A 22,906-nucleotide genomic window follows, 5' to 3' on the forward strand; every position below is an offset into this window, starting at 1 on the left:
GTCGGCATGTCAGCCGACCGGCCGCTGGTGACGCTCCGACGGTGTCGGAAAGTCGATCAATCGGTCAATCGATTAATGGATCCGTCTCACCTGACGGTCGAGAAGACGAACGAGAACTCCGTCGGCTCGGCCTTCAGGAAGTACTGCGGCAGCGGGCCCGGACCGCACGACTGCGAGCCGATTCCGTGCTGGCCATGGTCGAGGTTGACCCAGACCGTGCTCCCCGGCGTGAGGTCGGTGAGGTGGTGCGCGGCGTCCAGTTGCTCGGTCGTCCAGCGGCGGGCGCTGAACCAGAACTCCGGGTCGCCCTCGATCCGCAGCCCGCCGAGCTCCACCCAGCGGACGTCGGCCCGGGCGCCGTTCTCCTGCGGGCGGAGGTACGGGGTCTGGAGCTCGTCGACGGTGGAGTGCCAACGGCCCACCATCGACGCCGTCCTGGTGTCCGGGTACGCCTCACCGGGACCGCCGCCGAACCACGTCACGGCGTCCGCCTGCGCGAGCCCGAACCGGACGCCGAGCCGGGGCAGCGGCACCTTCCAGTCGCCCTCCGGCGTCACGGACACGGTCAGATGCAGCCGGGTGCCGTCGGAGGTCCACCGGTACACCGTGGCCAGGCCCGTCTCCCAGGCGGCGGGCGCCACCCGGGTCCGTACCGTCAGCGCGTCGTCGCCCAGCTCGACGGCGTCCAGGCGGTGCCGCATGCGGTGCAGACCGTACTTGCGCCAGAGCATCCCGTAGCGGGTGTCGCTCTGCCATTCGGCGCCGTCGTCGTTGTCGGTGGGCGCCCGCCACACGTCCAGGCGCGGGGCGGTCACCTCGACGCCGCCGATGGTCTTCAGGGCGCCCGTGCGCACGTCGAAGGACGCCGGGCCGAGGGTGATCAGCTTCTCGCTCGCCGTGGGCCGGTCGCTCGCGGCGACCGACGGCGACTGCCGTGCGGACACCGGGAACTGGCCCCATGCGACCACATGGTCCTTCGGCGCCCACGCCGTGTCGGCCGCGAGCAGCGCCCGTACGGTCCACTGGGTCTCGCCACCGCTCTCCTGAGCGGGCGGCTCCGGCAGCTTCACGTCCGCCGACTCGCCGGGGCCGAGGGCCGGCACCGACAGGGCGCCCGCCTCGACGGTCTCGCCGTCCACCTGGTACGACCACTCGAAGCCGAGCGCCGACAGATCGGCGAAGTCGTACTTGTTCGTCACGCGTACGGTGCCGTCGGCGCCGTCGCCCTCGATCCGGACCGGCTCGATGACCTTCTTGTACTCGACGAGCCCGGGGGAGGGCCGCCGGTCCGGGAAGATCAGGCCGTCGCAGACGAAGTTGCCGTCGTGCAGCTCCTCGCCGAAGTCGCCGCCGTAGGCGTAGCCCAGCTCGGCGTGCTTGATGCCGTGATCGATCCACTCCCAGACGAAGGCGCCCTGGAGCCGGTCGTACGTCTCGAACAGCCGCTGGTAGTCGGCGAGACCGCCGGGGCCGTTGCCCATGGCGTGCGCGTACTCGCACTGGATGAAGGGGAGCTCGCGACGCTTGTGCGTACCGCCGTCGAGGCGCTGCCCGATCTTCTCGACCTCGTCGTGGAAGGCGTACATCCGCGAGTACACGTCCGTGTCCCGGCAGTTCCAGTCGCCCTCGTAATGCACGAGCCGCTCGGGGTCCCGCTCGTGGATCCACTCGGCCATCGCGGTGAGCCCCCGCCCGGTGCCGGCCTCGTTGCCGAGGGACCAGAAGACGATCGACGGGTGGTTCTTGTCGCGCTCGACCATCCGGGCCGCGCGGTCCAGGAGGGCCGGGGTCCAGCGGTCGTCGTCGACGGGGTTGTCGCGCCAGGCCTGCTCGGTGAAGCCGTGGGTCTCCAGGTCGCATTCGTCGATGACCCACAGGCCGTACTCGTCGCACAGATCCAGGAAGGCGGGGTGCGGCGGGTAGTGCGAGGTGCGTACGGCGTTGAGGTTGTGCCGCTTCATCAGCAGCACGTCCTCGCGCATGGTCTCCAGGTCGAGGGCGCGGCCCTTCTCCGGGTGCCACTCGTGGCGGTTGACGCCCTTGAAGAGGATCGCCCTGCCGTTGACCTTGATCAGGCCGTCCTCCAGGACGACCGTACGGAACCCGATGCGCAGCGGCACGCGTTCGCCCGCCGTGATCAGCTCACCGTCGTACAGCTTCGGCGTCTCCGCCGACCACGGCTCGACCGGGACCGTCACCGGCTCGCCGGTCGTGACATCGATGTCCAGTGCGGGGACGGACACCCGCCCGTCGACGTCGGAGTCGACGCGCAGGGTGCCCTCGCCCGTGGTGTGGTCGTAGGAGGCGTGTACGAAGAAGTCGCCCACGCCGCCGGTCGGGCGGTGCAGCAGGGTGACGTCACGGAAGATGCCGGGCAGCCACCACTGGTCCTGGTCCTCCAGGTAGGAGCCCGCCGACCACTGGTGCACGCGGACCGCGAGCACGTTGCCGGCCGGCTTCAGCAGCTCGCCGACCGCGAACTCGTGCGGCAGGCGGGAGCCCTTGAACTCGCCGAGCTCCGTGCCGTTCAGCCAGACGCGGGCGCAGGACTCGACGCCGTCGAAGCGCAGGACGGCGCCGCCGTCGCCCGGCCAGTCCTCCGGCAGGTCGAAGGTCCGCAGGTGGTCGCCGGTCGGGTTCTCGGTCGGGACGTGCGGCGGGTCGACCGGGAAGGGGTAGAGGTGGTTGGTGTAGATGGGCGAACCGAACGCGCCGTCGCCCTGCAGGACCCAGTGGCCGGGGACCGTGACCTCGGCCCAGTCCCCGGCGTCGTACCCCTGCGCGGCGAAGGAGTCGTCCTCGGCGTCGGCGGTCGCCGACACACGCAGGCGCCAGCTGCCGTTCAGGGACAGGGACTTCGCGTCGGAGGCGGCGTACCAGGCGCGGGGCGGGAGGGTGCCGCGGCCGGGTGAGACGTCCTCGACGTAGTCGACATGGTGGGTGGTGCGGAAAGACATCTGTCTCCAGGTCTGAGGAAGAAGGCGTCAGCCCTTGATGCCGGTCTGTGCGATGCCCTGGACCAGCCAGCGCTGAAGGAACAGGAACACGAACAACAGGGGCAGGATCGAGATGGCCGTGGCCATGAAGATCAGGTGGTAGTTGACGGTCTGGTTGGTCGCGTACGACGAGAGCGCGACCTGGACCGTCCACGCGCTGGGGTCCTGACCGATGACCAGGGGCCACAGGAAGGCGTTCCAGCCGGCGATGAAGGTGATCGTCGCGATCGCCGCGAAGAAGTTCAGCGAGTTGGGTACGACGACACGCCAGTACGCACCCCAGTAGCCGAGCCCGTCCACGCGCGCCGCCTCCTCCAGCTCCTTCGGGAACCCCAGGAAGTACTGCCGGAACAGGAAGCAGGTGAAACCACTGAAGAGGCCCGGAATGATGAGACCCCGGTAGCTGTCCACCCAGCCGAGCGACGAGACCAGCACAAAGCTCGGCACGAACGTGACGGCCGTGGGGACCATCAGGGTGGCCAGTACGGCGTAGAAGATCTTGTTGGCGTGCCTGTACGGGATGCGGGCCAGGCCGTAACCGGCGAGCGAGCAGATCAGCAGGATCCCCGCGGTGTGCAGGACGGCGACGACCAGCGAGTTCCACATCGACCTGGCGAAGTCGACCGTGACGTCGTCGAACGGCTCCTTGACGTTCGCCCACTGGATGTCGGTGGGGAACCACTTCCATTCCTCGCCCGTGATCTCCGGGTCCGTCATGAAAGCGTTGCGGACGATCAGATAGAACGGGATCAGGAAGAGGACGGCCGCGACGCCCGTCGCTAGGTACAGACCGGTGTTGCCGATGACGCCGCCGCGGCGCCTGACTCGCGTCGGTGTCTGCTTGCGGACCTCGGGTGCTGTGGTGGTCACTGGGACTCGTCACCCCTTCCGAAGCCCATGATCTTGCCCTGGAACAGGGTCACGAGGCAGATGAGCGCGGTCAGGACCAGCGCGCCCGCGCTGCCCGCGCCGTAGTTCTGGTTCTCACCGAGGGCCATCTTGTACAGCTCGACCAGCGGTGGCATGCCCCAGGTCGCCTTGCCGAGCAGGATGAAGAACTCGTCGAATGCCTGGTAGGCGGCGATGAGCAGCAGCAGGATCACCGCGGTCGACGTCGCCCGCAGCTGGGGCAGCGTGATGTGGCGGAACGTCTGCCAGCCCGGCTTGGCTCCGTCGATGGCGGCCGCCTCGTACAGCTCCTTCGGGATGTTCTGCAGCGCCGCCAGGAAGAGGATCATGTAGAAGCCGGACTGCAGCCACAGCCGGACGGTCACGATGACCAGCCAGTACCACGGCGGGTCGGGATTGCCGAGCCAGGCGATGTTCTCGATCCCGAACCAGCCGAGGAAGGTGTTGGCCATGCCGAAGCGGACGCCGTTGAAGATAGACATCTTCCAGATCAGCGCGGCGGCCGCGTAGCTGACCGCGGTCGGCAGGAAGAACACCGACCGGAAGAAGGCCTTCATGAACCGCAGCCGGTTCACCAGCAGCGCGAGCCCCAGCGACAGCGCCCAGGTGGTCGGCACGATGAACGCGGCGAACACGGTGAACGTGACCAGGGAGTTCCTGAAGTCCGTGTCCGACAGGATCTGCTTGTAGTTGTCGAGGCCGACGAACTCGCTCGGCGTGACGGTGAACCGTGCCTCGAAGAAGCTGAGATACAGGCTCCAGCCGATGGGCACGAAGACGAAGATCACCAGGCCGATCAGGAACGGCCCGGTGAAGAGCCAGAAGTTGAAGGTGCTGTTCGCCCTGAGGCCCCGCCGCGGCCGGTCCTTGGAGACCTTGGCCGGGGCGGGGTTCTTGGCGACCCCGGGTGTGGTGGTGGTCGACATGTCGAGATCCGTCCGGCGGCCTATCCGAAGAGCTTCTCGAGCTCGGTGCTGACCTTCTTCTCACAGGCGGCGAGCTGGGCCTTGGGGTCGCCGTCCTTGCGGACGGAGTTCGCCATCACGTCGTTGAACGCGGCGATCATGGCCTGGGTCCAGCCGATGTTGTCGAAGTGCCCGAACTCGTTGAACAGCTTCACGCCCTCGGCCGGCAGGCCGGACTTCAGCTTCGTCGCGGACTCGGCGAGGGAGGTGCGCGGCGGGATGTGGAAGCCGTAGGAGGTGGCGAAGTCCTCCTGGTACTCCTTCTGGTCGATCCACAGCCACTTGACGTATTCCTTGGCCTTCTCGACGTTCTTGCCCTTGGCGTTGACGAACATCGACCAGCCGCCGTTGTAGACCGACTCCTTGCCGGCGGAGCCGACCTTCGGGAACGGGAAGACGCCGATGTCGTCGCCGAGCGCCTCCTGCATGGCCGGCATGGCCCACATGCCGCACCACTGGATCGCCGTCAGGCCCTGGGTGAAGGCCGACGGGTCCCACCAGTCGGCGGGGGCGTCGAGCAGCAGGTCGCCGCTGGTGAACAGGCCACGCAGCTGCTTGAGGCCCTCGGCGACGGCGTCGGTGTTGAAGGCGGGCTTGTTGTCCGCGGTGAGGGTGTCGGCGCCGGCCGACCAGATCAGGTTGTGCTGGACCGGGGTGAGGTCGTTGCCGAGGTAGGCGCCCTTGACCTTGCTGGTCTTGAGCTTGGCGGCGGCCTCGATCAGCTCCTCCAGCGTGGTCGGCACCTCGACCTTCGCCTTCTCGAAGAGCGAGGGGCGGTAGAAGAAGAACTGCGGGTCGTCGATCATCCGGACGCCGTATATCTTGCCGTCGACCGTGTGCGACTTGATGTCGGCCTGGTTGAAGTCACTCTTGACCGGCTCGATGATGTCGGTCAGGTCCGCCACCTGACCGCTCTTGATGAGCTGGATCTGCGGGTGGAACTCGAACACGTCCGGCGCGTTCTTGGTCAGCAGCGCGGCGAACAGCTTCTGCTCGAAGTTGTTGCCGGTGATCCACTGGGTGGTCACGCTGGTTTCCTTGTACGCCTTCGCGTACCGCTTCACAGCCTGCTCGACGCCCGCCTCGCCGTAGGCGTGGAAGTACTGGACGAGACCGTCCCCCGAACCCCCGCTGCCCCGCCCGGTGTTGCTGCCGCACGCGGCCAGCCCGCCCGCGGCGGCCAGACCCATCGCGGCCCGCAGAACGGTTCGGCGGTCCCAGTTGCTGTTGCTCGATGCCGACATGCTGACGTCCTTGTCTCGAGTGCGGCTGCGCCCGGCGCCGGTGGTTGGAGCGGCTCGGCGCCGGTTGGCTCAATTGGACTTGCGGTGCGGGACGTTAACCTTCGGCTAAGGCTTCGGCAAGGGGTTGGACGAAGTCTGTGCGAAGCGTTGCGCAGCGTTCGGGATACCGGACGTGACGGGGGTGTGGGTCACCGCACCAGCGACCCGCAACGCCCTTTCAGGCAAAGGGAGTCAGGACGTACGGCTCCGAGCGGGGGCGGCGCGTTTCGTGACGGTCCGCTGGCCCACGGACTGCAGCGCGCCCTCCAGCGCGAACGTCGCCGCCCCCAGGCACACCGGGTCCGTGGGGATCGGGGAGAGGACGATCCGGGTGGCGGCGAGCGGACGCCTGAGCGCGTGCCGGGCGACGGCCTCGCGCACCTCGTGCAGCAGTGGGTCGCCGAGTGCGGCGGCGACCCAGCTGCTGAGCACGACGACCTCGGGGTTGAACAGGTTCACCAGGTCGGCGATGCCCGCACCCAGGTAGCGGGCGGTGTCCCGGACCACCTTGACCGCCACCGGATCGTGCGCGGCCACAGCACGGGCCAGCGCGTCGATCGTGGCCGTCTGGTCCTCCGGGTGCAGCAGGGCGCTGTCGGCGGCCAACTCCCGCAGGTTCACCATGATTCCGGGCGCGCCGACATACGTCTCCACGCAGCCGTGGTTGCCGCAGTGGCACAGCCGCCCGTCCAGCACGAGCGTCGTATGGCCCCACTCGCCGGCACTGTTGCTCACGCCCCGGTGCAGTCCGCCGCCGAGCACGAGCCCGGCGCCCACGCCGGTGCCGAGGTTGACCACCACGGCGTCCCCGCTGCCGCGCGCGGCACCGAACCACAGCTCGGCCACCGCGCAGGCGCGCAACGGGTTGTCCATGTACAGGGGATAGGCGATGTGCTCGGCGAGCAGGTCGAGCAGCGGAACGTCGTGCCAGTCCCAGTTGGGCGCGTACTCGGCGACGCCGGTGTCCCGGTCCACCTGCCCCGGCACGCTCACGCCCACGCCGAGCACCCGCGCACCCTCCACGCCGGCCTGTGCGACCACCGACCCGACGGCGGCGGCGACATGGCCGACGACCTGCTCCGGGCGGCTCTCGCCGGGGCGCATGTCCTCGTCGGCGCGGGCCAGGACGTTCAGCGCCAGGTCGAACAGCTCGACCCGGACGTATGTCTCCGCGATGTCGACGCCGATCAACGCGCCGCCGGACGCGTTGACGGCCACGAGGCCCCGGGGGCGGCCGCCGGCCGAGTCCTCGAACCCGACCTCCGTGATCATGCGGAGGTCCAGCAGCTCGCCCACGAGGGTGGCGACCGTGGCGAGACTGAGACCGGTGGCGGCCGCCAGCTCCTGCCGGGAGGTGGGCGACGAGGCGATGATCTGGCGCAGCACCTCGTAGCGATTCGCGGTGCGGATGTCCCGTGATGTGCGCTTCACCTCAGGTGCCCCCGTCCCTTCACGTCCACGTCATGCCGGGTCGTCGTCGGCACCGGCGCGGCGCAAGGCTATGGCGTGCGGGACCTTTCGACAAGGGGTTAGGAAAGGGGGTTTACGAAGTCCTCCCGAAGTCAGTCACCCAGTATGTCCTGCACGAAGGCGTTGGCGAACTTCCGATTCGGATCCAGCTCCCGTGCCAGCCCCCGGAAGTCGGCCAGCCGCGGATACCGCCCACGCACGACCTGCGTCGGCACCGCGAACACCTTCCCCCAGTGCGGCCGCGGCTCGAAGGCGTCCAGCGCCTCCTCCAGCCGCCGCACCACCGGAAGTACGGCCGCGGAGTCCTCGACCCAGGTGAAGTGCAGCGCCACGGTGTCCCGGCCGTAGGACGGACTGAGCCACTGCTCGTCGGCGGCGACCGTGCGTACCTCGCAGGTCTGCAGCACCGGCGCGACCGTCTCCCGGATGCCGTCGACGGCCCGCAGCGCCTCGACGGCGTACCGGCGCGGCAGCAGATACTCGGACTGCAGCTCCGCCCCGCTGCTCGGTGTGAACTCGGCTCGGAAGTGCGGCAGCCGCTGGTGCCACGGCCCCGGCACCCCGAACTGCTCGGTGCAGTTGACCGCGGGCATCCCCGGCACCGGGTGCAGCTTCTCGGTGGCGGGCGCCGCCCACGGGAAGTCGGGCAGCGGCTGGTCGGTGCGCCGCTTGAGCCACACCTGCCGGAAACCGGCCGCGCGCCAGTCGGTGAAGAGGCTGACGCTGTACGCCGACGACATCACCGTCTCGAACATCGCCGAGTCCAGCCCGTCCAGCGGCAGTTCGGTGAAGACGTGCTGCTCGACGTCGAAGGAGGGCTCCAGCGCGAGGGTGAGTGCCGTGACGACACCGAGGGCGCCCAGCGAGGTGACGGCACCGCCGAAGGGCTGCTCGCCGCGCCCGACGGTCACCAGCGAGCCGTCCGCCGTGACCAGCTCCACCTCCCGCACGGACGTGGCCAGCGAGCCGTTGCCGACCCCCGAACCGTGGGTTCCGGTGGCGACCGAGCCCGCCACCGAAATGTGCGGCAAGGAGGCCATGTTCGGCAGCGCCAGCCCGTGCGCGTACACCGCGCGGGCGAGCTCGGCGTACCGTACGCCGCCCGAGACCCTTACGGTACGGGCCTCACGGTCCACGTCGATCATCGGCGGCAGACCCGCGATCGACAGCAGGACGCCCTCGGGGCCCGGCTCGGCGATCTCGTTGAAGGAGTGCCCGCTGCCCAGCACCCGGACCCGCTCGCTCCCGGCCACCAGGGCGCTGATCGCGTCGAGCGAGTGCGGCCGGTGCAACTCCTTGGCCGAGTAGGTGATGTTGCCCGCCCAGTTGGTGATCGTCTCCGTCATCCTTGCCGTCCCTCCAGGAGAGTGCCTACGTTGACCCTCTCATTCGCCGCCGCCTGCCGTAGAGAGCGGTTTCTCATGCTCTCTCGCGATTCCTCGGGGTCTCTCTCGGGATTCCTCGCGATTCCTCCGGTCTCTCCGGTTCACGCGGCCCAGCGGGAAGGTCACTTCGTTGCCCGAGCGTCCCCAGGCGCTGTTCGCCATGACCCCTGAGAACCTGCCGCTCGTCTTTCCGCCCCAAGTGCTGGCACGGCTGCGGGAGTCCGTGGACATCGATCCCGCCCTGGTGGCGCAGGACTTCAGCGCCCCCGGCGTCGCCGATGTGCTCGCCCGCGCCGAGATCCTCGTCACCGGCTGGGGCTGCCCCCGCCTGGACGCGGCCGTCCTCGATGCCGCGCCGAAGCTGCGCGCGGTGCTGCACTCGGCCGGCTCGGTCAAGGGCCTCGCCACGCCCGAGCTCTGGCGGCGGGGCATCGCGGTGAGTTCGGCGGCGGTGGCCAACGCCGTGCCGGTCGCCGAGTACACGCTGGCCATGATCCTGCTGGCCGGGAAAGGGGTGTTCGACGCCCGCGACCGCCTGCGCACGGAGCGTGCCTTCCCCGGCTGGGGGCTGGTCCCCGGCATCGGCAACCACGGCCGCCGGGTCGGCGTGATCGGGGCCTCGCGCATCGGCCGCAAGGTGATCGAGCTGCTGCGCCCCTTCGACCTGGTCCCCACCCTGACCGACCCGTACGTCGACGAGGCGGGGGCCGCCGCCCTCGGCGTGCCCCTCCTCCCGCTGGACGACCTCCTGCGCACCTCGGACGTCGTCACCGTCCATGCCCCCGAGACCCCCGAGACCCGCCACCTCATCGGCCCCCGCGAGCTGTCCCTGATGCCCGACGGAGCGGTCCTGATCAACACCGCGCGCGGTGGCCTGCTCGACCACGACGCCCTCATCGCCGAGCTGCGCACCGGCCGCCTCTCGGCGATCCTCGATGTGACCGACCCTGAGCCCCTGCCTGCCGAGTCACCCCTGTACGACCTGCCGAACGCCTTCATCACCCCGCACCTCGCGGGTTCGCAGGGCAACGAGGTCGCCCGGCTGGGGCTCGCGGTCGTGGCGGAGGCGGAGCGGGTTGGCGCCGGGCAGGCGTTGGCCCATGGGATTGCCCCGTCCGAACTGGAACGTATGGCGTGACGGCTGGTTGTTTTCGCCCCCGCCGCCCCCGCCGCCCCCGCCCGTCCCGCCGGACGGGCTGGTTGGTCAGCCCCTCCGGCGTGTGAGGAGCGGGGGTCCAGGGGGCGGAGCCCCCTGGCGGGGTCGAAGGGGCGGAGCCTCTGGAGGACGGGAAGGGCAGGGGCGGCGGGGGCGAGAAAAGACGCCCCATCACCCCCGCGCCTCGCCACGACCGGCCTCGAAGGGGACCCGGCGCCGCTCACGTCCGGGCATGGGCATAACGTGAGGAGTCGTACGCCAAAGAACCTGTGTCACATCCCCGGCCGGGCGCGCGGCGTCTGGCACGCACTCCCCCAAGCTCTTCGAGCAGGGGGGACCCCAGCCGCGTTGCCGAAACGCCCACGTAGCTCCGCTACGAGGGCGCTCCGGCGCCTTGCGATCGCACGCACCAGACGCCGCGCGCTGATCCGGCCGGGGATATGACACAGGCTCTGAGCCGGGAGGAGATTACGGATGGGCAGCCGCACCGCACTCGTCGAGGATCTGATGGAGCGGTTCCCGCACGTTCCGCGGGAAGCCGTATTCAAGGAGGATCTGCTCCGGGGCGGGGTGGCCTTCGACCCCTCCGCCCTCAGCGACAACGAGGACGGCGAGGTCAAGCCGAAGTCGTACTTCATCTTCTCCTTCGACCACGGCACCCTGCCCGAGCTGGGCGAGGCCGCGCTGCGCCGCCCGCCGGAGGAGATCATCCTCACCGGTGGGCCGTACGACCTGCGCCGGACCGTCGTGTCGGTGCGGGTGAACCCGTCGTCGCCGTATCGGGTCGCCGCGAACGAGGAGGGTGTCCTCGGGCTGTATCTCGACGGGAAGCGGATCGCCGACGTCGGTGTCCCGCCCATGCCCGAGTACTACCGGCACACCCTCGCCAACGGGAAGTCGGTGATGGAGGTCGCCCCGACCATCCAGTGGGGCTACCTGATCTACCTCACCGTCTTCCGGGTCTGCCAGTACTTCGGCGCCAAGGAGGAGTGCCAGTACTGCGACATCAACCACAACTGGCGCCAGCACAAGGCGGCCGGCCGCCCGTACACCGGGGTCAAGGACGTCGAGGAGGTCCTGGAGGCCCTGGAGATCATCGACCGGTACGACACCGCCAAGGCGTCCACCGCCTACACGCTCACCGGCGGCGCGATCACCAAGACCGTCTCGGGGCGTGACGAGGCGGACTTCTACGGCCACTACGCCAAGGCCATCGAGGAGCGCTTCCCGGGCCGCTGGATCGGCAAGGTGGTGGCCCAGGCGCTGCCGAAGGACGACGTGCAGCGCTTCAAGGACTACGGCGTGCAGATCTACCACCCCAACTACGAGGTGTGGGACGAGTACCTGTTCAAGATGTACTGCCCGGGCAAGGAGCGGTACGTCGGCCGGGACGAGTGGCACAGGCGGATCCTCGACTCGGCGGACGTGTTCGGCGCGCGCAACGTGATCCCCAACTTCGTCGCGGGCGTGGAGATGGCCGAGCCCTTCGGGTTCAAGACGGTCGACGAGGCGATCGCATCGACCACCGAGGGCCTGCGCTTCTTCATGTCGCACGGCATCACGCCCCGCTTCACCACCTGGTGCCCGGAGCCCACCACCCCGCTCGGCAAGGCCAACCCGCAGGGTGCGCCGCTGGAGTACCACATCCGGCTGCTCGAGGCCTACCGCGCCACCATGGACGAGTTCGGCCTGTCCTCGCCTCCCGGCTACGGCGAGCCCGGCCCCGGTCGCGCGGTGTTCTCCGTCAGCTCCTTCATGGACAGCCTTCCCGCGGAGGAGTCCGCCACGGTATAGGTGACCGTACGGGTGAGACGGACGGGGCTCGCATCCGTACAAGTGGCTGGAGTTGCGGGGCACGTGCGCGGCACGACGGTCCGTCAGGACATCTGAACACGGCGCTTGTCAGTTGTGTTGAAAACGTGAAAGGCTCCTGCCCTGCCGCGAGGTTCCCCCCAACTCCATTGCCAATATGGCGAGTTGACCTCGCATGTGGATGCAGGAGACTCATGCCCGACCTGCCGACTCCCCAGGACGCCACCGAGGCCGCGCTGTTCTCCGAGTGCTGGGACGCCGTGCTGTCGTACGCCGATCTGTGCACGGCCGGCTCCACCGCGGCCGGCCAACTGGCCGCGGAGGCGTTTTCGACCGGCATACGCGAGGCCCGTGAGGCCGAGGCCGGGACCTTCAGGAGCGCGGGCCGCCGCCCGGCCCGGCTGCCCCGGACCGCCCTCCTCCTGGCCGCCGTACGCACCACGGCGGCCGAGTGGGAGGAGACCGGCCAGGGCCACAAGCTCGACCCCGACCTGCGCCTGTGGCTCAACTCCGAGAAGGCCGCCCGCTACACCGGACCCCCACTGCAGCGCCCGATCGCCCTGCGCGGACTGCGCGACATGCAGGAGCCGGACGCCGCGCTGCTCTGGCTGGCCGAGGTGGAGGCGCTGCCGCTGCCCGTCGTGGCCCGCCGGCTCGGCCTCGACCCGGACACCGTCTCCGAGGAACTCAACCAGGTCCGCGGCCTGTTCCGGGACCGCTGCCGGCGCAACCACCTCGACACACCGATGGACGCGCGGTGCCGCAGCTACGCCCGGCTGCTCGACGCCGTCACCCGCTCGACGGCCGCCGACACCCCGGACGACCTGTCCCGCCACCTGGCCACCTGCGTGCAGTGCGCCGAGGCCGCCGCCTGCCTGCGGCTGCACGGCGGCGGGCTGCCCGGGGCGCTGGCCGGCGGGGTGATCGGCTGGGGCGGCCTCGCCTATCTGGAGCGCCGCCGCCGGGCCGCCGAGGTGCGCCTCGCCGGACCCCGTGACCCGGCGGACGCGGATGCCGGACCGCCGAACCCCGGCGCTCACAAGGCACGCGTCGTGCGGGGCGGCCTCCTCGTCGCCGCCGTCCTCGTCTCCGCGCTCGCCCTCGCGGTGTCGGTGATGCCGGCCGGTTCCACCGGCGACGGCACCACGGCGGGCGGCGATTCCGACCGGCAGCCGGTCGCCGGCCCCGGCTTCTCCCTGCCGGTCACGGGCGCCACCCAGCCGGCGCCGGACTCGCCGCGACCGTCGAAGACCCCGACGCGCGACGACTCGCCCGAGCCGGAGAACCCCGACCCGGACCCCGAGCCCCAGGGCACCACATCGACCACGGCCGAAGAGGACGACCCGGACCCGTCCCCCAGCGAACCGCCCACCTGCGGCGTCCAGTACGACCTCGTCAACGAATGGCCCGACGGCTTCCAGGCCACCGTCACCGTCACCTCCGAACGGGCCCTCGACGACTGGCGCGTCGCCTGGTCCTTCCGCGACGGCCAGAAGGTCGGCCAGATGTGGGACGCGAGCTTCGCCCAGAACGGCTCCCGGGTCACCGCCAAGGCCGCCGACTACAACCGGACGGTCCACGCGGACGGAACGCTCTCCTTCGGGTTCATCGCCTCCTGGGAGGGTGAGAACTCGGCGGGATACGACTTCACGCTGAACGGGCACGACTGCGCGAAGCTGTAGGCGCCGGACGGGCCGTAACCCTCCGCGAGATGACGTCGGCTCACTATCCTCCAAGGGAGGGGCTGGGCTCCCACCTGGCCGGTGCCGGGCGGCGCTCACCCCCACGGTGCTCGTTCCTTGCACGCGAAACGTCGTTCGGGCGCTCCGCAGGCCCGAGGTGCACTCCGGTGACAGCTGAGGGAAGGGCCGCCGATGGTCGCTCTCGATGTGGTCAGCGCCGTGGTGGGCTGGCTGGTGGCGGTGTGCGGGGACTCCGGTTTCCACCTGGTGCGCGACCAACGGGACGAGCGGGCCCTGCGCAAGATGCTCCGGGGCTCCATGGAGTCCGTGGTCGCCGCCGTACCACCGAGTTCACGCAGGACCCTGGAGCGCGGCATCGCACGGCACTTCAAGGTGCCGCCCACCCTGCGGCTGGACGGCACACTGCCGGTCCAAGACGCTTTGCAGGCCGCGGTGGACGCGCAGATCGCCGAACTCGGCGAGTGGGTCGCGCGGACCACTGGCGTGCCGTTCGAGGAGGCCGTCGCCGTCGAGCCGGACGTCCTGCGCACCCGGATCGCCGACGCGATCGTGTCAGGCCTGCGGCAGTATGCCGCCGCGGGAGCGATGAGCGAACTGGTCCGCGCCCTGGACACGGCCGAGATCCTGGGGCGGATCGACGCCCTGGGTCTGCGGCTGGACGGGCTGACCGTCCCGTCCCGGGCAGCGGTCACCTTCAGCCTGCCTCGTGACACCGCGTCCTTCACCGGACGCTCCGCCGAACTGGCCCACATGATCCGCACCGTCGGCCGGGACACGCCCGAGCCGGACACACCCCCCGTGCCGACCGTGCACGCCGTGGACGGCATGGCAGGAGTGGGCAAGACGACGTTCGCGGTACGCACCGCCCATCTGCTGAGCCCGCACTTCCCCGACGGCCAGCTCTTCCTCCACCTGCACGGGCACACTCCCGGGCGACGCCCCGTGGACGTCTCGGACGCGCTGGTGTCGCTGCTGCTCACCCTCGGGGTTCCCGCGAGCGCGGTTCCGGCGGACGTCGGCACACGAGCGGCCATGTGGCGAGGCATGGTCCGGTCCAAGCGTGTACTACTGATACTCGACGACGCCGTCTCCAGCAGCCAGATCCGTGCCCTGCTGCCCGGTTCTCCCGGTTCCCTGGTGATCGTCACCAGCCGACGTCGGCTCACCGCGCTCGAAGGGGTCGTACCGATGAGTCTGGGAATCCTTGCGCCCGCCGAGGCCACGGAGCTGTTCACCCGCCTGGCCGGACGCCCGAGCGTGCACCCGGCCGACCCGCGGGTCGCGGAGGTGGTGCGGCTGTGCGGCTACCTCCCGCTGGCCATCCGGCTGACCGCGGGCAAACTCGCCCACCACCCCAGCTGGACCGTCGACGACCTGGTCCAGGATCTGACGGCCACCCAGGACCGCATCGCCGCCATGCGGGCCGAGGACGACTCCGTCCAGTCGGCGTTCGATCTGTCCTACGGGGACCTCTCCCCGGACCAGCAGAGGATCTTCCGCTGCCTGGGGCTGTTCCCCGGGGCCGAGATGGACGCGTTCGTCGTCGCGGCACTGGCCGGGGTGTCGCCGGCCGACGCACAGGACCTGCTGGACGGGCTCTTCCAGCACCACCTGGTCGAGGAGCCGGCCCGCGGCCGCTACCGACTGCACGACCTGATGCGCCAACGCGCCACCTCGCTCGTCTCCCTCGACCCGGTCGACGAGATCGAGTCCGCGGTGGAGCGGATGCTCGACTACCACCTGCACACCCTGCTGCGTGCCATGTCGTTCATGGGCGCCCGTATCCCGGTGACACCCGCCGAGGTTCCGGGCAGTCCTCCGGCCGCCATGCCGCGAATCGACGACGTGGAGCAGGCGCTCGCCTGGATCGGCACACGGCGAGCGGATCTGCACGCGGTCGCCGACTTCGCCGCAGCACGTTCCCGAGGGATCTACGCCGTACGCATCGCCGCGGCCCTGCACCCGTACCTGCGCGCTCAGGGATACTGGGACCAGGCACTCGTGCTCCACCGGTCGGCGCTGGCGGCGGCGGTCGCGGCGGGCGACCGGGCCGGAGAGGCCGTGAGCCTGGCCAATCTCGGCGCGATGCAGCGACTGCGCGGCGACTACGTGGCCGCGATGGAGAGCCACCGGCGGGGACGCGAGGTGCACAGGCAGCTCGGCGACCGGCTGGGCGAGGCGACCGCGGTCCACGAACTGGGCCTCAATCAGCGCCTGACGGGGGAGTACGCGGCCGATCTGTCCCACCAGGAGGAGGCCCGAGCGCTGTACCGCGCCGTGGGCAACCGCGTCGGTGAGGCGAACACCCGGCAGGAAGTGGGCACATTGCAGTGGCTCACCGGTAACCTCGCCGCCTCCTTCGCCGCACAGTCCGAGGCGCTGGAGATCTACCGGGAGCTGGGCAACGAGCTCGGGATGTCCTTCAGCCACAACGAACTCGCCGTCGTGTGCCGCCTGCTGGGCGACATCCCGGCGGCGGCGACCCACGCGGCCCGTGCGCTGGACCTGCACCACCGACTCGCCAACCGGCACGGGGAGGCGTACTCCCGCGCCGAGCTCGCCTTGATCATGGCGATGACGGGATCGGTGAACGACGCGCTCGCCGCCGCCACCGCCGCCGTCGACCTGCACAGGGACCTCGGCAACACCTACGGCATGGGCCTGGCACTGCTGGCGCTGGGCACCGTCCAGCGCCAGCACGGCGACGACGCGGCCGCGGTCTCGTCCCTCGTACAGGCCGTGGAGATCAACCGGGACACCGGATACCGGCACGGTGAGGGCTGCGCGCTCAAGGAACTGGCCGTCGTCCGCGACCGGCTGGCACGCGAGGGCCAGGCGGACGCGGACCTGGCCGCGGCCCAGGAAGTGCACCGGCGGTTCGGGCACCGCCATGCCCTGGCGGACGCATGGGTGGCCCAGGGCGACATCCTCACGCGCCGCGGTGCCGCCGAGGCGGCGCTGGGCCCGTACGAGACCGGCCGGGACCTGGCCCGGGAGATCGGCGCGCCCCTGCTGCAGGCGCAGGCGAACGAGGGCAGTGGCCGGGCCCTGATCGCCCTGGGTGACCGGGACGAGGGCGTGCGGTCGCTGCGCGCCGCGCTGGCGCTGTACACGCGGGCCGGGGTGGCCGAAGCCCGCCGGGTCACGGAGCTGCTGGATCGGCTGTGAGCCGGCCGGCCCTGCAACGGGCGGCCGGCTCGGCAACGGGCGGCTTGCTCGGCAACGGGCGGCCTGCTCGGGGGCGCAGGCGGAGCATGGGGCGTCCGGGTCGGCGGCTCTCCGACAGTGCGCCCGGGCCCGCGGCAGCGCACGCACCGCCGAGGCCTTCCGTGTGCTCAGGCCCGGTGGCCGGATCGGCGTCACCGATGTCGTCGCCGACGACGGTCGCCGAGGCCTTCATCCGGCGGCCGGCTCGGGGCCGTCGCGGGTCAGAGCGGCTCCCCGAGGGCGTCGAGCATCCGCGCACGGATGTGATGGATGATCTTCCACAGATCGGGGCCGTAGACGGACGGATTGGCGAAGCCGTGCCCGGCCCGATAGCGGTGGGCGAGCAGACCGCCACCGCAGATCCGCGCGATCGGGCAGGCCCGGCACTCGGTGGCGAGGGCGGCCGGTCCGCTCTGGCAGGCGACGATCGCCGGGTGGCTCAGCGCGGCCTGGAGGGAATGCTCGTGAACGTTCAGGCCCAGCCGGGCCGCTCCGGGATACGCGGACTTGAGCGAGTCGACCTGCTCCAGGCTCCCGTCCGTCTCGATGACGAGCGCGCGGCAGGGCGCCTGTCCCAGGGACTCGGTGGCGATGTCGTCCCCGAGAAGCAGACCCATGATGTTCTCGAACAACCGGATGCCGGTCGGACGCTCGTCGGCGTCGAACCAGTGGTCGAAGATCCGCAGCAGCCAGTCGGCGTAGGGCGTTTCACGGGAGTCGGTCCCGCGGTGCGGTGGACGACGTGTCCAATTGCCGTGCGGCAGAAGGAAGTCCACCACCGGGGGCCGGTGACGAAGCAGCGCCCGATAGGTGCTCACGGGGTCGTGGGTGACGTCGATGGTGCACAACAGCCCGGCGAACAAGTGCCGAGTGGCGGGACGGGTGAGCAGGGCGAGCGCCTCGGTGACACGGGTCGTGCTGCCGCCGCCGTGGTGGTGGCGCCGGTGACGGTCATGGTCGGCGTCGGCTCCGTCGAGGCTCACGCCGACCTTGATGCCCCACTGCGAGAAGACGTCGAGGAAACGCGTGTCGAGCAGCGTCCCGTTCGTCTGCACGCCGAGGGAGAGCACCGTCGACGGCGGCAGGGCGCCGCTCACGGTGCCGGCGATCCGTCCGATGGCGGCAGGCCCGACGAGGAGGGGTTCGCCGCCGTGCAGCACGACGTGCACCTTGCCGAGGGCGAACGCCCGGGCGTGCTCTCCGATGCGGTGCGCGGTACGTGCGACGACCTCCTCGGACATGACACGGGGACGCTCACGCCAGCTGTCGTCGCCGCTGCGGTAGATGTAGCAGTAGTCGCAGGCGAGGTTGCACCGACCGTGGACCTTCAGGACGAACTCGTTGAACGGGACGCCGAGGGTCCGGGCGGTGGGCGGGTTCACAGGTCCGGTTCTATGAAGGCGTGGAAGGACCCGATGTCCGGCTCCCTCAGGAGCCTGGCACGGTGACGCTCCAGGACGACCCGCAGGGCGGGGTTCATCCGTCGCACGAACCGACGGAACTCGTCTGCCGGCAGGTCCGTGAGGTACGAGGCATCGATCGCCACACCGTCAGCTACCTCCTCCTGTCCCCTCACGTCGCCCCCGTCTCCGCCCACTTGAAGCTGATGAAACCGACGATAGAGCGTGCGTCCTGAGGCGAACAGCCGCGCGGTCGGCCACGTGGCGGAAGAACGGGGCACGGAAAACGGCTGGCCTCGGGCCGGGACGTACGGCTAAGGTCGTTCCGTTCCGCGACGACCGGTGGTCGTCCACGGCCGAGCGCGATGGGAGGTGTCGACCGATGGCTGTCTTTGCGATGGGCGCTGCCCGCATTCAGTTCATCAAGTCCGCCTCCGTGGCCGCCGGCTGAACTCACCTGATCTCTCCGCGTCATGTGCACGCGGCTGCCGGGGCCACCCTTGTGAAGGGTCACCCGTTGACTTCCACCTCTGTTTTCTCCGCGTTGGCTCCCTACGGCTGGGACTCGGCCTGGGCCGACGCGTTCACCCCGTACGACGCCGAAGGGCTGCTGCCCGGGCGGGTCGTGCGGGTCGACCGCCGGCAGTGCGACGTCGCCACCGCCGACGGGGTCGTACGCGCCGACACGGCCTTCGTCACCCCGCACGATCCGATGCGGGTCGTGTGCACCGGCGACTGGGTCGCCGTCGAACCAGCCGGGAGCAACCCGCGCTACGTACGGACGTATCTGCCGCGCCGTACCGCCTTCGTGCGCTCCACCTCCTCCAAGCGGTCCGAGGGGCAGATCCTCGCGGCCAACGTCGACCACGCGATCGTCGCCGTGTCGCTGGCCGTCGAACTCGACCTCGGCCGTATCGAGCGGTTCCTGGCGCTGGCCTGGGAGTCGGGCGCGCAGCCCGTCGTGGTCCTCACCAAGGCCGACCTCGTGCCGGACGCGGTGACGCTGTCGCATCTCGTCCAGGACGTGGAGACCACCGCGCCGGGTGTGCCGGTGCTGCCGGTCAGTGCGATGGACGGGGCCGGCCTCGACCTCCTCGTGGCCGTCGTCTCCGGGGGTACGTCCGTCCTGCTCGGGCAGTCCGGTGCGGGCAAGTCGACGCTCGCGAACGCGCTGCTCGGCGAGGACGTCATGGAGGTCCAGGCCGCGCGTGACGTCGACGGCAAGGGTCGCCACACGACGACCACGCGAAATCTGCTCGCCCTGCCCGGGGGCGGGGTCCTGATCGACACCCCGGGGCTGCGGGGTGTCGGACTCTGGGACGCCGAGACGGGGGTCGGCCAGGTCTTCTCGGAGATCGAGGAACTGGCCGGGCGGTGCCGCTTCCACGACTGTGCGCACGAGAGTGAGCCGGGGTGCGCGGTGCGCTCCGCGATCGACGCCGGTGAGCTGCCGGTACGTCGGCTCGAGAGCTACCGGAAACTGATTCGGGAGAACCAGCGGATCGTGGCCAAGACGGACGCTCGGCTCCGGGCTGAGATTCGGAAGGACTGGAAGAGGAAGGGGGCAGAAGGGCGCGCGGCGATGGAGGCGAAGCGGGGAAGGTGGCGCTAGCCGTATTGACCCGCGGGGTTGTTCACGCGGGTGATGGGTGGTTGGTCGCGCCCACGCGGCGGAGCCCCCACATCGATACAGCCCCGCGCCCCTGGGGCGTGACAGCGCCGTGTCCGATTTCCGCCAGCGGCGCCGCCGTGGCTCGCTCACACTGGACCCTGTGATGGACGAGGACACCAGGTACGAGGCGGTGCGCAGCCGGGACGGGCGGTTCGACGGCGAGTTCTTCTTCGGCGTCGAGACGACCGGCATCTACTGCCGCCCCAGCTGCCCGGCCGTCACACCGAAGCGGCGCAACGTGCGGTTCTTCGCGACGGCCGCCGCCGCGCAGGGCTCGGGTTTCCGGGCCTGCCGGCGGTGCCGGCCGGACGCCGTGCCGGGGTCCGCGCAGTGGAATGTGCGGGCCGATGTGGTGGGGCGGGCGATGCGCCTGATCGGCGACGGGATCGTCGACCGGGAGGGCGTCGCCGGGCTCGCCGCACGGCTCGGTTACAGCGCCCGGCAGGTGCAGCGGCAGCTCACCGCCGAGCTCGGCGCCGGGCCGGTGGCGCTCGCCCGGTCCCAGCGGGCGCACACCGCGCGTGTGCTGCTGCAGACCACCGGGCTGCCGATCACCGAGATCGCGTTCGCCTCCGGGTTCGCGAGCGTGCGGCAGTTCAACGACACGATCCGCGAGGTGTACGCGTCGACGCCGAGCGGGCTGCGGGCCGCCGCCGCGCGGAGGGGCGGCCGAGGTGCCCGGTGCGCGGGCACGCCGTCGGCCGGGATCCCGCTGCGGCTGGCGTACCGGGGTCCGTATCAGGCCGGCGCGGTCTTCGACCTGCTGGAGCGGGAGGCCGTGCCCGGCGTCGAGGAGGTCAGCGGGCCGGTCGGGAGCCGGACGTACCGCCGTACTCTCCGGCTCCCGCACGGCACGGGCATCGTCGCGGTCGGCGAACGGCTGGGCGGCACGGCGAGGCGGGCCCCCTCACCGGCCGACGCCGACGTCAGTGCCGCTGCCGCTGTCAGTGCCGATGCCGAGGCCGACGCCTCGTCCACCGGCTCCCATCGCCGCCGCAGTCCCGGAGCCGCAACCGCCTCCGCCACCCACCCCGGCGGCTGGCTCGACGCCCGCCTTCACCTCACCGACCCCCGCGACCTGACCACCGCGGTTCACCGGCTGCGGCTCCTCTTCGACCTCGACGCCGATCCTTACGCCGTCGACGAGCGGCTCGGCGCCGACCCCCGGCTCGGACCGATGGTCGCCGCCCGCCCGGGGCTGCGGTCACCCGGTGCCGCCGACGCGGCAGAGCCGGCGGTCAGGGAGCTGGTCGGTGCCGCGGGGGCCGCGAGGCTGGTGGCGAGGTACGGCAAGGCGCTCGACTCGCCCTGCGGCGGCCTCACCCATCTGTTCCCCGAGGCGGCCGTCCTGGCCGAGGCCGAGCCCGGCGGCCCCCTGGGCGCGCTCTGCGCCGCACTCGCCGACGGAACCCTACGGCTGGACCCGGGCGCCGACCGGGAGGAGGCGCGGCGTGCGTTGCTCGGGCTCCCCGGGCTGGACGCCCGTACCGTCGCCGTCATCCGCACCCGTGCCCTCGCCGACCCGGACGTCGCCCCGCCCGGCGTCGCCGCCCCCGACAGCTGGCGCCCCTGGCGCTCCTACGCCTGGCAACACCTGTGTGCAGCAGGAGAGTTGGAGTAAGCATGACCAGCCTGACCCACTGGACCGAGCTGGACAGTCCGCTCGGCCGCATCCTCCTCACCGCCGACCCGACGACCGGTGCCCTCACCTCCCTCTGCGTGCCGGGACAGAAAGGCGGCCGGACCGTCCAGGAGGGTTGGCGGTACGATCCCGCGCTCTTCCGCGCGGCCGAGGAACAGCTCGCCGCCTACTTCGCCGGTGAACTCAAGGAGTTCCAACTGGAGTTGCGCGGTGAGGGCACGGAGTTCCGGGAGCGCGTCTGGGCCGCGCTCGACTCCGTACCGTACGGGGCCACGACGACGTACGGCGAGATCGCCGCGCGGATCGGTGCGCCCCGTGCCGCCGTACGGGCCGTCGGCGGGGCGATCGGCGCCAACCCGCTGCTGATCCTCCGCCCGTGCCACCGGGTCATCGGCGCCGACGGGACGCTGACCGGGTACGCGGGCGGCCTCGACCGCAAGGTGCGGCTGCTGACGCTGGAGGGCTCGATCCGGGCCCCCGAGTGAGGTCAGTCATCCTCCAGCCCCCAGCTGTGGATCCACCGCGGATGGACGTGGATGACCTCCTCGCTGAAGTACGGGCCCAGCTCGTGCGGGCCCGTGAGGAGTTCCGCGTCCCCGCGGATCTCGATCCCGCGCACCCGCCACGGCCGTACGCTGACAAGGTCGTCGACGACCAGGGCCACCTTGGGGTTCTCGCGCAGATTGCGCCACTTCTTCGTGCCGCCCATGGCCCGTCCGCCGATCAGGATCGTCCCGTCGTCCTGGGGGAAGAAACCGACCGGGTTCGCCTGCGGCTGTCCCGCCGGGTCGACGGTCGCCAGCCGTCCCAGGCGCTGTGACCGCAGGTACGCGTGTTCCGCCTCGCTGAATTCGGTCATGCGGCCAGCGAAGCACGCCCGCCCCGCCGGCGCATCGGCTCCCCGCCCTGGGGCCGGCGGCCTACTCCGTGCGCGGAAGTCCCCACGCAGGCGCCTCCTCGTTCGGCCGCACCGGCGCGATCCGCAGCGGCCGGCCCTGTTCGTCCCGCACCTCGACCGGTCCCGCGATGCCATGGTGTACGACGCAGGGGGCGCCCGCCTCGCTGGTCAGGCGCACCCAGCGGGTGGCCCCGCCCTCGCGGACCGCCGACAGCAGGAAGGCACCCTGCGTGCGGAAGCCGTGCACCGTCAGGCCGCCCAGGCGGCGGGCAAGGGCGGAAAGGCGCGGATCACCCCGCCCGCCCCAGGGCTGGCCAGACCATGTCGTGCAGGGACTGGGCGGCCGACAGAGGTGTCTCGATGACCGGGTCCGACTCCTTGATAAGGAAGGGGGAGACCCGATGTATC

At 70.9% G+C, this 22,906-nt stretch carries 16 protein-coding genes and 1 pseudogene; 7 read left to right on the top strand and 10 right to left on the bottom strand.

The genetic code is table 11. The annotated features are described in order from the left end of the window. Positions 1-86 precede the first annotated feature (86 nt). From ACIBAG_RS25195 to ACIBAG_RS25220, 6 genes are all read right to left on the bottom strand, one after another. Positions 87-2,957 (bottom strand): glycoside hydrolase family 2 TIM barrel-domain containing protein, encoded by a 2,871-nt coding sequence (locus tag ACIBAG_RS25195; protein WP_399107760.1) that lies wholly within the window; start codon positions 2,955-2,957, stop codon positions 87-89. Between the two features lie 27 nt (positions 2,958-2,984). Beyond that, positions 2,985-3,866 carry a carbohydrate ABC transporter permease gene (locus tag ACIBAG_RS25200; protein WP_399107761.1) on the bottom strand — a complete coding sequence of 294 codons (882 nt, stop codon included), beginning with the start codon at positions 3,864-3,866 and terminating at the stop codon, positions 2,985-2,987. Beyond that, positions 3,863-4,831, bottom strand: a complete 969-nt coding sequence (locus ACIBAG_RS25205; protein ID WP_399107762.1) for a carbohydrate ABC transporter permease — start codon at positions 4,829-4,831, stop codon at positions 3,863-3,865. The genes ACIBAG_RS25200 and ACIBAG_RS25205 overlap by 4 nt, the downstream gene beginning before the upstream one ends. A gap of 20 nt (positions 4,832-4,851) precedes the next feature. Beyond that, complete coding sequence (locus ACIBAG_RS25210; RefSeq protein ID WP_399107763.1) at positions 4,852-6,114, bottom strand: ABC transporter substrate-binding protein; 1,263 nt, start codon at positions 6,112-6,114, stop codon at positions 4,852-4,854. Between the two features lie 231 nt (positions 6,115-6,345). After that, positions 6,346-7,584 carry an ROK family protein gene (locus tag ACIBAG_RS25215; protein ID WP_399107764.1) on the bottom strand — a complete coding sequence of 413 codons (1,239 nt, stop codon included), beginning with the start codon at positions 7,582-7,584 and terminating at the stop codon, positions 6,346-6,348. A 131-nt stretch (positions 7,585-7,715) separates the two neighbouring features. Next, complete coding sequence (locus tag ACIBAG_RS25220; protein ID WP_399107765.1) at positions 7,716-8,969, bottom strand: FAD-binding protein; 1,254 nt, start codon at positions 8,967-8,969, stop codon at positions 7,716-7,718. A gap of 169 nt (positions 8,970-9,138) precedes the next feature. Between ACIBAG_RS25220 and ACIBAG_RS25225 the strand changes: the two genes are divergently transcribed. The 4 genes from ACIBAG_RS25225 to ACIBAG_RS25240 all read left to right on the top strand — a co-directional run bounded on the left by ACIBAG_RS25225 (position 9,139) and on the right by ACIBAG_RS25240 (position 16,847). Continuing rightward, positions 9,139-10,146, top strand: a complete 1,008-nt coding sequence (locus tag ACIBAG_RS25225; protein ID WP_399107766.1) for a hydroxyacid dehydrogenase — start codon at positions 9,139-9,141, stop codon at positions 10,144-10,146. A 492-nt stretch (positions 10,147-10,638) separates the two neighbouring features. Continuing rightward, entirely contained in the window at positions 10,639-11,958 is a 1,320-nt protein-coding gene (locus tag ACIBAG_RS25230; protein WP_399107767.1) for a radical SAM protein, read from the top strand. A gap of 212 nt (positions 11,959-12,170) precedes the next feature. Further along, the gene (locus tag ACIBAG_RS25235; RefSeq protein ID WP_399107768.1) at positions 12,171-13,658 is read left to right on the top strand and encodes a cellulose binding domain-containing protein; all 1,488 of its coding nucleotides are present in this window, start codon (positions 12,171-12,173) and stop codon (positions 13,656-13,658) included. 192 nt (positions 13,659-13,850) lie between these two features. Next, complete coding sequence (locus tag ACIBAG_RS25240; protein ID WP_399107769.1) at positions 13,851-16,847, top strand: ATP-binding protein; 2,997 nt, start codon at positions 13,851-13,853, stop codon at positions 16,845-16,847. 260 nt (positions 16,848-17,107) lie between these two features. Here ACIBAG_RS25240 and ACIBAG_RS25245 read toward each other — a convergent pair whose 3' ends face one another. Then, the gene (locus tag ACIBAG_RS25245; protein ID WP_399107770.1) at positions 17,108-18,268 is read right to left on the bottom strand and encodes an FxsB family cyclophane-forming radical SAM/SPASM peptide maturase; all 1,161 of its coding nucleotides are present in this window, start codon (positions 18,266-18,268) and stop codon (positions 17,108-17,110) included. Next, complete coding sequence (locus ACIBAG_RS25250; RefSeq protein ID WP_399107771.1) at positions 18,265-18,432, bottom strand: hypothetical protein; 168 nt, start codon at positions 18,430-18,432, stop codon at positions 18,265-18,267. The genes ACIBAG_RS25245 and ACIBAG_RS25250 overlap by 4 nt, the downstream gene beginning before the upstream one ends. 371 nt (positions 18,433-18,803) lie before the next feature. Here ACIBAG_RS25250 and rsgA point away from each other — a divergent pair, with 371 nt between their 5' ends. From rsgA to ACIBAG_RS25265, 3 genes are all read left to right on the top strand, one after another. Next, the gene (gene rsgA, locus ACIBAG_RS25255) at positions 18,804-19,898 is read left to right on the top strand and encodes a ribosome small subunit-dependent GTPase A (protein WP_399107772.1); all 1,095 of its coding nucleotides are present in this window, start codon (positions 18,804-18,806) and stop codon (positions 19,896-19,898) included. 163 nt (positions 19,899-20,061) lie between these two features. Then, complete coding sequence (locus ACIBAG_RS25260; protein ID WP_399107773.1) at positions 20,062-21,579, top strand: DNA-3-methyladenine glycosylase 2 family protein; 1,518 nt, start codon at positions 20,062-20,064, stop codon at positions 21,577-21,579. 2 nt (positions 21,580-21,581) lie between these two features. Beyond that, on the top strand, positions 21,582-22,085 hold the full coding sequence (locus ACIBAG_RS25265; protein WP_399107774.1) for a methylated-DNA--[protein]-cysteine S-methyltransferase: 504 nt from the start codon (positions 21,582-21,584) through the stop codon (positions 22,083-22,085). A gap of 2 nt (positions 22,086-22,087) precedes the next feature. Here ACIBAG_RS25265 and ACIBAG_RS25270 read toward each other — a convergent pair whose 3' ends face one another. Further along, positions 22,088-22,459 (bottom strand): PPOX class F420-dependent oxidoreductase, encoded by a 372-nt coding sequence (locus tag ACIBAG_RS25270; RefSeq protein ID WP_399107775.1) that lies wholly within the window; start codon positions 22,457-22,459, stop codon positions 22,088-22,090. A gap of 61 nt (positions 22,460-22,520) precedes the next feature. Beyond that, positions 22,521-22,884, bottom strand: a pseudogene (locus tag ACIBAG_RS25275) (Tat pathway signal sequence domain protein); the annotation flags it as partial. Positions 22,885-22,906 lie beyond the last annotated feature (22 nt).

Source organism: Streptomyces sp. NPDC051243, from assembly GCF_044455405.1.
Lineage (GTDB): Bacteria > Actinomycetota > Actinomycetes > Streptomycetales > Streptomycetaceae > Streptomyces.